At 52.4% G+C, this 11,285-nt stretch carries 12 protein-coding genes; all 12 read left to right on the top strand.

Annotated features, from left to right (window positions below; translation table 11 throughout):
* The first annotated feature begins 197 nt into the window (after positions 1-197).
* The gene (locus KH208_RS14685) at positions 198-1,325 is read left to right on the top strand and encodes a DegT/DnrJ/EryC1/StrS aminotransferase family protein (protein ID WP_291437544.1); all 1,128 of its coding nucleotides are present in this window, start codon (positions 198-200) and stop codon (positions 1,323-1,325) included.
* Positions 1,326-1,570: 245 nt separating this feature from the next.
* On the top strand, positions 1,571-3,352 hold the full coding sequence (locus tag KH208_RS14680) for a glycosyltransferase (protein WP_291437542.1): 1,782 nt from the start codon (positions 1,571-1,573) through the stop codon (positions 3,350-3,352).
* A gap of 33 nt (positions 3,353-3,385) precedes the next feature.
* Positions 3,386-3,622 (top strand): acyl carrier protein, encoded by a 237-nt coding sequence (locus tag KH208_RS14675; protein WP_291437540.1) that lies wholly within the window; start codon positions 3,386-3,388, stop codon positions 3,620-3,622.
* An 82-nt stretch (positions 3,623-3,704) separates the two neighbouring features.
* Positions 3,705-4,694, top strand: coding sequence for a 3-oxoacyl-[acyl-carrier-protein] synthase III C-terminal domain-containing protein (locus KH208_RS14670; protein WP_291437538.1), 990 nt, complete (start codon positions 3,705-3,707; stop codon positions 4,692-4,694).
* 26 nt (positions 4,695-4,720) lie between these two features.
* On the top strand, positions 4,721-4,948 hold the full coding sequence (locus tag KH208_RS14665; RefSeq protein ID WP_291437535.1) for an acyl carrier protein: 228 nt from the start codon (positions 4,721-4,723) through the stop codon (positions 4,946-4,948).
* Between the two features lies 1 nt (position 4,949).
* Positions 4,950-6,041: a 3-oxoacyl-ACP synthase III family protein gene (locus KH208_RS14660; RefSeq protein ID WP_291437533.1), complete on the top strand. Its 1,092-nt coding sequence runs from the start codon at positions 4,950-4,952 to the stop codon at positions 6,039-6,041.
* Positions 6,042-6,071: 30 nt separating this feature from the next.
* Complete coding sequence (locus KH208_RS14655) at positions 6,072-6,824, top strand: SDR family NAD(P)-dependent oxidoreductase (RefSeq protein WP_291437531.1); 753 nt, start codon at positions 6,072-6,074, stop codon at positions 6,822-6,824.
* Positions 6,825-6,866: 42 nt separating this feature from the next.
* On the top strand, positions 6,867-7,751 hold the full coding sequence (locus tag KH208_RS14650; RefSeq protein WP_291437529.1) for a hypothetical protein: 885 nt from the start codon (positions 6,867-6,869) through the stop codon (positions 7,749-7,751).
* Positions 7,748-8,533, top strand: coding sequence for an alpha/beta hydrolase-fold protein (locus KH208_RS14645; RefSeq protein ID WP_291437528.1), 786 nt, complete (start codon positions 7,748-7,750; stop codon positions 8,531-8,533). The genes KH208_RS14650 and KH208_RS14645 overlap by 4 nt, the downstream gene beginning before the upstream one ends.
* A gap of 14 nt (positions 8,534-8,547) precedes the next feature.
* Positions 8,548-10,098, top strand: coding sequence for an amino acid adenylation domain-containing protein (locus KH208_RS14640; RefSeq protein ID WP_291437526.1), 1,551 nt, complete (start codon positions 8,548-8,550; stop codon positions 10,096-10,098).
* The gene (locus tag KH208_RS14635) at positions 10,091-10,837 is read left to right on the top strand and encodes an SDR family NAD(P)-dependent oxidoreductase (protein WP_291437523.1); all 747 of its coding nucleotides are present in this window, start codon (positions 10,091-10,093) and stop codon (positions 10,835-10,837) included. The genes KH208_RS14640 and KH208_RS14635 overlap by 8 nt, the downstream gene beginning before the upstream one ends.
* Before the next feature lie 12 nt (positions 10,838-10,849).
* Positions 10,850-11,285 (top strand): AAC(3) family N-acetyltransferase (locus tag KH208_RS14630; protein ID WP_291437521.1); only part of this gene is annotated, 436 nt, incomplete at its 3' end.

The following is an 11,285-nucleotide window of genomic DNA, read 5'->3' as shown; positions in this document are numbered from 1 at the left end:
AGAGAGAGAGAGAGAGAGAGAGAGAGAGAGAGAGAGAGAGAGAGGTCTTCTTTTAGGCCTTTGTTTTTCTGTAATTCCGCAGCTACCAGCTTATATTCATCTCTTCTCTGCATTTTTAACTCATACCATTTTTTTAAGGCCGAATCTGACTTGTCGGATTCGGCCTTATTGCGTGCTGTTTTCTGACGTATTTTGACATGAAAAACTCCATATACGTCACAAAAACAAGAATGCCTATACAAGAGGCTTTCTTTCAGCAGTGTAGTGATTTTTTCCAGAGTTCATGGGTCACAAATAACGGAGCTTGCGTTCAGAAATTAGAAAAATCGCTCGCGGAATACCTCGATATATCCAATATTATTAGCTGTAATAACGGTACGACAGCTCTCATGCTTGCTATCCAATCGGCGGGACTGGCTGGAAAAAAAGTCGCGGTAACCCCTTATACGTATGTGGCAACACTCTCAGCCTTGCTGTGGTTGGGGTGCACGCCGGTTTTTGTGGATGTGGAACCCGATACATTATGCCTTTCTCCCGATCTTCTCCGCCGGCGTCTTATCAAAGAACCCGATATCGCTGGGGTACTGCCCGTCCATATCTACGGGTTGGCCTGTGACGTGGAAAGCCTGGATGCTATTTGCCGCGAGCAGGGAGCGACGCTCATTTATGACGGGGCTCAGGCTTTCGGGTCGCGCTATAAAGGTAAAAGTCTATTGGCCTATGGTGACTACAGTATTTGCAGCTTCCATGCGACCAAAATTTTCCACACTGTGGAGGGCGGATGCGTCATCTCTCATACAGATGAAGTCCATAAGGCGCTGTCGCTTGCGCGGGCCTTCGGTCACATCGGCGACACACATTATTGCCTGGGCATCAATGGAAAAATGAGTGAACTGCATGCCGCCATGGGGCTGGCGCTGTTGCCGGGTACGGATGCGGAAATTGAACGGCGCGGACAACTTCATACGGCCTATGATGCGGCCCTTGAGGGTTTGGGTCTGATGCGTCCTATCGTTCGTGAGGGCCAGAAGTGGAACAACGCCTATTACCCCATCCTCATGCCTGACGAGCGCTGCCGCGACCTCGTGGAGCGGGCGTTGCTCGCGGAACATATTCATCCTCGTCGCTACTTCTATCCGTCGCTCAACATACTGCCGTACTTGAATCAGAAATGGCGCACACCTTGCCCTGTTGCTGAGAACGCAGCCCGGCGGGTGCTGTGTTTGCCCATGTATGGAGACTTGTCAGAAGACCATGTCCGACGCGCAACACGCAACGTACGCAATGTACTACGCTACAAAGTACAAGTGCAGGAAAAGGCGTAGCCGTTATGGCCCGTATTTTTCTTTATACCGATCTGAGTCCATCTCGTCCCTGGCTTTTCGCAACTATACACGCGAACCGCGCATTGTTGACTACACAGGGTGTTGAGTTAGGGGCATCGGATACTTGGGCTTGTGAGCTCATTCCCTCACATTTGATGTTCTGGACCCCTGTATCGGAAGACGAGGATGTCCCTCCCCATATGTCCTCTGTTATGAAAGCGTTAAATAGGCAAGTCGAGGCAGGCATGGATGTGCTGCTCATGTCATACTCGCTCAACCTTTTGGGCCATCAATCTTTGGCGCGCTTATTGCGGAACTCTATTGATCTGACAAAGCACGACGTTCATGTTATCTTCATTATCGGACGTCCCGTCTGCGTATTGGAACAGCGCTACCGGGAGACGAGAGAACTTCTGCCTGACTCAATGGGACAGCAACTTGTCAAACGGTGTAGCACGCTGTCCACCCTTGTCAAAGATGCCCGTAGCCAATGGGGAGAGGCCAACGTCACTCTGCTGGCCGACCTGTCAGACAGTCCCACAGCCGGACGGCGTGACGATCTGGCCCAAAGCCTGTTTGCCACTCTGGGATGTCCGCCGCCGCATTTGCCGGAACATCTGCCACGCCATCCCCTGTTTTTAGCCTCCCACGAAGCACGACGCTTGAGTTGGGCCATGGAAGTGCGGGATAACGCTTGGCCGAAACTGGATGACGGGCAGTTTATGGACTGCCTGAGTATGGTGGAGCGGGCTTGGGGCACAGCGCCCCTCAGTCCCAGAAAACTCCGGCAGGTTCTGGTTCAGGAGGGCATGACCGACCTCCAACAACTGGAGGCTCTTCTTGAGGTGGAGCCCGGCAGCCTGAACTGCCCGGAGTGGCTGGGCACACAACCGGAAGCCGATTTTGACGCACCATTGCCCGACGATAAAGTCAGAACCTTTGCCGCCGCGCTTCCCTCTGCCGTACGCGTTCCCTTGCGGCAACGCTATACCACCGACGCGCTTTTGCTGTCGGAGGATCAAAAGGCATTAACCGAAGCACTGTCTTTCACCGCGCCCGCTGATAGCTTGACGATAGGCGAACCGGTTCAGCCCGTTGCATTAACCGTCCTGACCATGACGTATAATCATGAGGCATTCATAGGTCAGTGCATGGACAGCGTACTGGCCCAGCGTACCAGTTTTCCCGTGCGCCACCTTGTGCTCGATCACCATTCGACAGATCGGACCGCCGATATTGTGGCTGCCTATGCGGCCAGACATCCTTCCATTCAGCCGGTGCTCCTATCTCAGCGCCGCTCCGGCGAGAACATCATCGGGTTGTTCACCCGCTGCCGAACCTCCTACGCGGCCCTTTGCGATGGAGATGACTATTTCATCGACCCATTCAAACTGCAAAAACAGATAGACTTCCTGGAAAGCCATCCCCGCTGTGCCCTGTGTTTCCATCCGGTCAGCGTCCTCTATGAGGACGGCGAATACCCGGCGGATGTCTACCCGCCATTGTCCATGCTCCCTCGCGGCGTGCGCGAGGAGTATTATTTGGCGGACATGTTCCAGGGAAATCTGATTCAGACCAACTCCGTTGTGTACCGTTGGCGCTTCCGGGAAGGTCTGCCGGAATGGTTTCGCCCGGATTTATGCCCTGGGGACTGGTACTGGCATCTGCTCCACGCCGAGATGGGGAGAATCGGTTTCCTGCAGGAAGTCATGTCCGTCTACCGTAGACATAAAAATGCCCTGTACTATACGACATCTATTTCAACTTTGGAACATAGACGGGCACATGGAATGGCGGAACTTGCAACCTATCAGGCTATCAACACGCATTTCCAGAACCGTTATTTTCGTCTGCTGACTGGTCTGGCCAACGGTGTCTTTGCCGACTTTCTCAAAATATACATGGAGGAAGAGGATGAAAGATTGCTGGATCAGGCTAGTAATACTTTTCCCGAATTTGCCGGGCATTTTTTGCAGGCGCTGAAAGTTGTGGATAAGGAAAAACCCCCTCTGGAAACAACTCATTAATGAGGGATACCTCCAATCTGAAGGATAATGATGATGGAAGAAGAAGTGTTGCGTATTCTGAAAGAACTGCAACCGACCTATGCATTTGAGGAAGGCGTGGATTTTATCGAGCAGAGTTACTTGGACAGCTTTGATGTAGTGACTCTTGTTACGGAACTTGAAGAAACATTTTCTGTATCCATTTCTGCACTGGATATCATACCTGAAAATTTTTCTTCTGTGAAAAGCATCTGCGCGTTGGTGCGCAGGAGCGCCAAAATGAATTTTTAGGCGATGCTTCAAAGAGAAGACAGGTTGAAGTAAAATGCAAACAAGGATTCATGGTGTCAAAATCCGCGGGTTGTGTGCCACAGTGCCGCAGCAGGTCTACCGCTTCGAGGATGAACTGAAGTGTTTTCCCTTTCCCGAAAAGACCTCCCGGCGATTAGGGCGCGTCATGGGCTTCAACGAACACCGTATCGCGGATGCGCGGACCACGCCGTGCGATCTGGCCTCTTATACTATGAGCTATCTTTTCCATCAGGGCTGGCTGTGCCGGGACTCCCTGCAAGGCTTGGTGGTAGTGGCACAGATGGCGGATCATCCGGTGCCGGGCAACAGCAAGGTTATACACGGTCAGCTTGCCCTGCCTACGGATGTGTTCTGTACGGATATTTACGAAAACTGCATCGGCGCGCTGATCACTACAGACGGCGGAGCCTGCCGCGCCAACAAACTGGACAGAAATACCTATCCGCTATGCGGCGACGCGGCGGCGGTGACTGTGGTCAGCCGGAGCGACGATCCTGAGGATGTGATCCACTTTGTGTTCCGTAATGACGGCAGCCGCCGGGATGCGTTATTGGTTCCTGCGGGAGGATGCCGTATGCCTGCTACAGCGGAAACCGCCAAAATGATTCAGGATGAAATGGGTAATTATCGCTCGCTGAACAACATGCACATGGACGGTACGGCGGTCTTTCAGTTCGTCATGGAATGTGTCCCGCCGCTCATTGAGGAGACCTGTCGCTATGTGGGCATCGAAAAAGACGACATTCAGTACCATCTGACCCATCAGCCTAACCGTTTCATGCTCCAAAAGTTGGCCGACCTCATTGGCGTGCCGCGCGAAATCTTGTTCAACAATATTGTGGAGAACTTCGGCAATTCCTCATCCGTCACCATCCCCGTCAATATCGCTTTCAATCTGGGCAAGCGTCTCCTGCATGAACGCCTCTTGGCATGCTGCTCAGCCTTTGGGGCTGGGCTATCGCTTGCGGCGGCCGTGTGCCACCTGGGCCAGATGGATTTTTGCGAACTCATTGAACACCCCGGCAACGGGATTACCGAATATTCGGCGTAACCGCATAACCTGACATAAGGACAGTCATGAACACACAGGAAAAACTGGCGGCACTGGAAGACATTATGGAACTGGACGAAGGCACCCTGAAGCCGGAAACCAGTCTCGACGAGATTGAGGAATGGGATTCCCTAGCCGCATTGTCATATGTGGTGCTGATGGGCGATGAATTCAACAGGAAGGTCAGCGGGCAGCAGATCCGTGCCTTTGAAACTGTGCAGGATATTCTGGATACCATGCACCCGGTGGAATAACATGGCTTTTTTGCATTTTAACAATGTGGGCATAGCCGCCTTGGCTGGAGCACTGCCCGAGCATGTGCAAAAAATCAATACAGATCCCCAGCATCCGCGTGCCGCCTACATCAAAAATTTCGTAAAACAGACGGGCATCACGCAACGTCACATCTCCATTACGGAGCAGACAAGCACCGATCTGGGGTATGCCGCCCTGTGCGGCGCATTGGACAGGGCAGGTTGGAGGGCGCATAGCCTGGATGCGCTGGTTTTCATGTCGCAGACGCCGGATTTTAACCCGAGTACAGGCAATGCCCATGTGCTGCACAATCACATGGGCTTGAGCTCGGAAGTTATGGCATTTGACATCACGCTGGGCTGTTCCAGCTTTCCATATGGTCTCTCAGTTTGCGCATCGCTTTTGCAACAGCCTCACATCAATCGCATCGCCATGGTTTCGGGTGATACCATGTGGCCATCCTACGAGTCGCCGCAGGCCTTGCTGGCGGAACCCTGCTTTCTTTCGGGTGAAGGCAGCACGGCGCTTCTGTTGGAAAAAAGGGAAAATTCACCTCTGGACATCTCCTTGCACAGCGACGGCACCGGCTACTATTTTCTTTTTGATCCCTATGCAGGGGTCCGCAACGCATGGCGGCACATACGTGGCATTCTGCCCAATGGCGCCATTTATGAAGGCTGCGGCTACATGGACGGCATGGAGATCACGTCCTTCGCTACCTTACGGGTTGTGGAAGATATTAAAGCCTTTTTGGAGCGTGTGGGGAAAAGTATGGCGGATTACGACGGGCTGGTTTTACATCAAGCCAACATGCAAATACTTAAGGCCATGGCCCGGCGTTTAAAGGTCGATATGTCCAAAGTACCGGTAACAGTCGATAGTTTGGGTAACACCAATGGTGCATCAGTCTCTCTGACCATGGTAGACGCCTATGCTGGCATCAAAAGCGATCCCCTGTCTCTGCTGATCAGCGCTTTCGGCGTAGGACTTTCTTGGGGCATCGTCGATCTCAGCCTTGATCCCGCTGTCGTTGCCCCCATGTATACATGTGCCGACCGTTTTGAGGAAGATTTTCTCAAACCAGCCCCCTAAGCCTGCCGACGCCGCAAGAGGAGCCAGTCCATGAACCCTTCCCTGGCACAAAAAGTCATTCTCGTAACCGGAGCCTCGTCCGGCATTGGCCGTAGCACTTGCCGCGAGCTAGCCCGCCAGGGAGCTTTCGTCATTCTTCTAGCCCGTAATGAACACGGCATTCGAGAAACTATGGATACCATGCCAGCAGAGAAATGCCTGCCTCTTGTCACCGATTTGCGGGATATTTCAACACTGCATGCCCATCTTGAGCGCGCCCGAAACTGGCAAGGGAGCATAGACGGTTGCGCTTATTGCGCCGGGATAGGAGGGCTGGCCCGGCTCCGCCATGTCAATCCGGACTTTATGGCTGACTGCATGCTCGTCAACTGTTTCGCTTTTGTAGAAATTGGGCGCTGTTTGACACGGCTCAAAAAAAAGGACCAGTCGTTACGGATAGTGGCCATCTCTTCTTTGGCCAGTTTAGGATACAATAAACATCTTGTGGCTTATGCCGCCTCCAAGGCCGCGCTTGAAGCCGCCGCCAAGACCATGGCCGTTGAGCTGGCCTCTAGAAATACAACCGTCAATGTCATCCGGCCAGCCATTGTGGATACTCCCATGAATTTCAAAATGATGGACGTAGTAGGCGATCTTGACAAACGGCTCAAGGAAAACGGCTACCAGCCCTTAGGTTTGATTCCCCCTGAAGAGGTTGCTCAGATGGTTGCCTATCTTATGAGTGAGGCAGCACGTCATATTACCGGAGCCATCTTCCCCATCAATGCAGGCGCTCCCTGCTAGGTTGTATAGATATTCAACCCAACAAAATCCGACAGGCTTTTTATGCAAAATACCACGTTTGAGCTTTTCACTACCGCGCACGATGCTCTGAAGGCACGCCGCCGTTGCACGCTCTGCAACATTTTCCAGAATAGTCTCAGCCTGCGCGGCCTGTTGGTTGAAAAATCCTGTCTGTTGCACGAGACGGACGGGGCCGTTTTTCTGCTGGTTCCCTATCACGGCTACTATCATGATTGCCTTTATCTCGCTGCGGACGAGACAGCGCTGGAAGAAGGCATCACGGACCTCTTGGCGAGGTATTCCTCCCCTCTTGCCATTCGAGGTTCCGTCATCGCCAAGGAACCGCAAGCAGAGAAGACAGCCCAGGTATTTCTACGACAGGGGTTCAGCCTGAAAAAAAAATTACTGCGCATGCTTGCGAGAAAAGCCCCGAAAAAAATACGGGAAGCTCTGCATACTCTCGTTGAGGGCTATCTAGATTGCGTATCCTTCGCCGCCCCTGAGGAAGCCGAAGAAATTTTGGAAATCCTGCTGGAAAATTTCGACCTTGTGGCGGACAACGTGCCGGAGCTCCCGGCTATCCGGGAAAACATCGTCAAGCGGCAAGTCGCCGTACTACGCCGGGACGGAAAGATCGCCTCGTTGAATTATTTCACCTGTTCCAACAGCCATATTCATGGCCTATTTGACGTAACTCGCAAGGAATATCGGAAAGAGGGGCTTTTCCTGGCTGTGCAGGTTTTCCTTGAAGGATACTTCTCCTCATTGAACAGAAAAATTGCGCGCGGTATGGGGTGGCGTGACATCGCTGCCACCAGATTGGTAAAGCATTCTGAGAAAAGCAATGCATGTTTTGACGGCGTTGTTATCTATAATATGTTGTGGACTACCAATGCGTATCCGACGGAAGGAGATCCCCATCCATGATGCGCTTACGCATAACACTTGAATCCACCACCTTGCTTCGTCCCGTGGAAGTTGTGGTGGTTCTACCCTCTGGTTTCGATATAGGTAAAGCTCCATACAGGACTATATGGGCTCTACATTGTGCCATGAGCAATGCAGATTTTTTCTTCGACAGTCTTAGAGCTGGCGACATTGCCAAGGGCGCGCACATAGCCATCATCGCGCCCAGTCTGGGCAACGGCTATTTTCTGAATTCCGTTTACGAACGACAGGCTGATTTTCTTCAAGATGAACTTATGCCCACCCTACAGGAAGCTTTGCCTCTTTCTCTCCGGCGCGACGACAATTTTATTATTGGTGTTTCCATGGGAGGATTCGGCGCGTTGCGCTGGGGACTCGACAGAGGAGAGAATTTTGCGGCAGTCGCAGCCATTTCCGGCGTTTTCGACCCTCGCTTGCCTCTGGACGAACGCGTCCTGAAAAAACGGGCGCAACGTGCCCTCCATGTAACATGTGACAGCATCATGCGCCGTCTTGTACTGGACGAATCCGGCCAAATGTATCCCGACGCCGATCTAAACCAGCTTGTCCGGCATGCGGGCTCCAGCGGCAGAGCACCGCGTTTGGAACTGTTCTGCGGAGAGCAGGACTATCTGAGTTTATCACAGAGTCAGGCGGTGGAAATGCTTTGCCGAGAATATCGCCTTCCGGCTAGGCTGCATACGATGCCTGGCGAGCATGATCCGGCCTACTGGCAAAAAGCTTTTTGTGAAGCTGTAAGTAAGATGCTCTGTGACGCCTGACGCGAGGAATCTCTGTGTACCCAACGCATATTACACATTATTTTGAAGCCATAGTGGCGGACCATCCTGATCGGATAGCCGTACATGATGGGAACACTGCCGTCACTTTTGCAAATCTGTATGAACGCATCTTATGTACTGCCAACGCTCTGAGCCAGCGGCTTGAGGCACGCACGGGGCAAATAGTCGCCGTTTTTCTGCCTAAAAGCGCGGCGGCGGTGATGGTCGATCTAGCCATTCTCTATAGCGGCAACGCCTATATGAACCTTGATGTCAAAAGCCCGAAACAGAGGGCCAAGAACATCCTGCATCAGGTGCGGCCAGTGTTGATTGTGACTCAGGCGGACATGGTTTCTACCCTCCCCACGGACATTCCGATATTTTTGCTGCCGAGCTGCGAAGAGGCTCCACTTTCCGCCGGGGACAAACGCCGTGTGCTTGCACTGCGCGAACAAAATATCGACACCGACCTTCTTTGCGTGATCAATACGTCAGGCTCCACGGGTACGCCCAAAGCCGTGGCTCTCAGTCATCGCAGCTTCATCGACTTCATCGAGGTTGTCTGTGAGGCTGGACTTGTTGGCGATGCCGAAGTTGTCGCCAGCCTGTCACCTCTCGTTTTTGATATTTTCAGCTTTGAGCTGTGCATGCTCATGGCACAAGGCAGTACCCTGGTTATTGTGCCGGAAAATTTCGCGGCCTTTCCAGTCCGGCTTCTGGAGCTGATGGTCGCGCGCCAAGTGACGTTCCTGTTTTGGGTGCCGACCATCATGGTCAATATCGCCAACATGGATCTATTGAGCCGGATTCCCCTACCGGACCTCAAAATGGCTTGGTTTGCGGGGGAGGTATTCCCTACTGCCAAATTCAATTATTGGCGAAGGATGCTGCCGCAGACGACATTCATCAATCTTTACGGCCCTATCGAAATCACGCTGGATTGTCTGTATTATCCTGTATCCCGGGACTTGCACGACGATGAACCTATTCCCATTGGAAAACCGTTCCGTAATACCGGCATATTAATCCTCAACGAGCGCGGTGAGCCAGCTGGGCCGGATGAGGAAGGCGAATTATGCGTACGGGGCACATCGCTCGCCATGGGTTATTACAACAACGCGGAAAAGACGACAGCTGCCTTTGTTCAAAATCCCTTCAATCATGCATATCCCGAGCGCATCTATCGCACCGGCGATATTGTGGCCTACAACAAATATGGGGAACTCATCTTCAAAGGCCGGAGAGATACGCTCATCAAACACATGGGCTACCGTATAGAATTGGGGGAAATCGAGCATGTCATCATCGACACACTGAAACTGGTGCGTAATTGCTGTGCAATTTACCATACTGCCGCTGGCAAAATCACGCTGTTTTATGAAGCTCCGTCGCCGTTGCCGGAAAAAGAAATACGCAGCAGCATCGGCAGTGTTCTCCCACGGTATATGGTGCCTGCCGCCTATATTTGCCTAGGCGAACTTCCACGCAACGCCAACGGCAAAATCGACCGTTTCCGCCTCAAGGAGAGCTTGAATCGGGATAAGGAGGAAAGGATACATGTCTGACACATTCACCCTGATCACCGGCGCATCTTCCGGAATGGGCGAAGCTACGGCCAAACTGCTGAGCCACTCGCGTAATCTTATTCTGCACGGAAGAAACGAGGAGCGGCTCGCATCTGTGGGAAAAGAGTGTTCCCAACACGGCAGACGTATTGTCCTGTTTCCCTTCGATCTGGAGCAGGCGGCCACGGTGAGCACAGCACTAACGTCTCTCATCCATGAGCGAGAACTTGCAGTGGAAACCTTTATCCACTTTGCTGGCATGACCGAAGTATTGCCCATTTCAAAGACAAAGTACTCCGTGGGCCTGAGGGTCATGAATGTCAACTATTTCTCCGCCACGGAAATCATCAGCGCACTACTCAAAAAAAAGGTCAACGGAGCAGCGCTGCGCAATATAATACTGGTCTCAAGCATCGCCACCATTGGCGGGAAACGTTATCAACCACATTATTGCGCCAGCAAAGGGGCCATCAATGCCTTGGGAATAGCTCTGGCCTGCGAACTGGCCCCAAGGATCCGCGTCAATGTCATCGCCCCTGGTTCATTTCGGACACGCATCACGGAAACAACCTTTGCGGACCTTTCCCCCGATGCGCCATGGGATCCCCCCACCCTCCTGCCGCCGGGCAAGGTCGAGGATGTGGCTCGTGTTATTCCCTTCCTCTTATCTGAAGAGTCTTCTTATCTCACAGGCCAGATACTCAATGTGGACGGCGGCGAACATTTTCCACGTGGTTAATCGGGAGGAAGCATGGATAGCGCATTGTTTCATAGCGCGAGAGGCGTCGTGACCAGTTCTCAAATGCAGGCATCGCTGCGGTCAGTGGCCGCAGCCGACTGTGATGTACTCTATATCCATACGGATATGACTTTTGGTCTGCCAGTCATCCGTCGCAGCCAACTGTTGGCTGAACTTTTAAACGTTATCGAATCGTTGGGAGTTCGCACTCTTATTTTTCCCACATTTACATTCAGTTTCTGCAACAACGAGCCTTTTGACGTGCAGAACAGCCGTACATCTATGGGCGCATTGAACGAATATGTACGCAAGAGCGGACGCGGCGCACGTTCCAGCGAGCCACTGCTTTCAGTCTATGTGCTCGGCGATCGACTTGATCTTATTGACAATCTCAGCGAAGAATCCATCGGCGTGGGGTCAAATTATGATAGACTGCACCATTGTGGAA

Origin of the sequence: Desulfovibrio sp. (genome assembly GCF_018379785.1) — a bacterium.
Classification (GTDB): Bacteria; Desulfobacterota; Desulfovibrionia; order Desulfovibrionales; family Desulfovibrionaceae; genus Desulfovibrio.
The sequence above is the reverse complement of the archived record's forward strand: the minus strand, read 5'-3'. Positions and strand labels throughout refer to the sequence as shown.

Coding starts and splice junctions, on each gene's coding strand:
- KH208_RS14635 (WP_291437523.1), top strand. CDS start 10,091: ATGTCTGACACATTCACCCTGATCACCGGCGCATCTTCCGGAATGGGC.
- KH208_RS14650 (WP_291437529.1), top strand. CDS start 6,867: ATGCAAAATACCACGTTTGAGCTTTTCACTACCGCGCACGATGCTCTG.
- KH208_RS14680 (WP_291437542.1), top strand. CDS start 1,571: ATGGATGTGCTGCTCATGTCATACTCGCTCAACCTTTTGGGCCATCAA.
- KH208_RS14655 (WP_291437531.1), top strand. CDS start 6,072: ATGAACCCTTCCCTGGCACAAAAAGTCATTCTCGTAACCGGAGCCTCG.
- KH208_RS14660 (WP_291437533.1), top strand. CDS start 4,950: ATGGCTTTTTTGCATTTTAACAATGTGGGCATAGCCGCCTTGGCTGGA.
- KH208_RS14645 (WP_291437528.1), top strand. CDS start 7,748: ATGATGCGCTTACGCATAACACTTGAATCCACCACCTTGCTTCGTCCC.
- KH208_RS14685 (WP_291437544.1), top strand. CDS start 198: ATGAAAAACTCCATATACGTCACAAAAACAAGAATGCCTATACAAGAG.
- KH208_RS14675 (WP_291437540.1), top strand. CDS start 3,386: ATGGAAGAAGAAGTGTTGCGTATTCTGAAAGAACTGCAACCGACCTAT.
- KH208_RS14665 (WP_291437535.1), top strand. CDS start 4,721: ATGAACACACAGGAAAAACTGGCGGCACTGGAAGACATTATGGAACTG.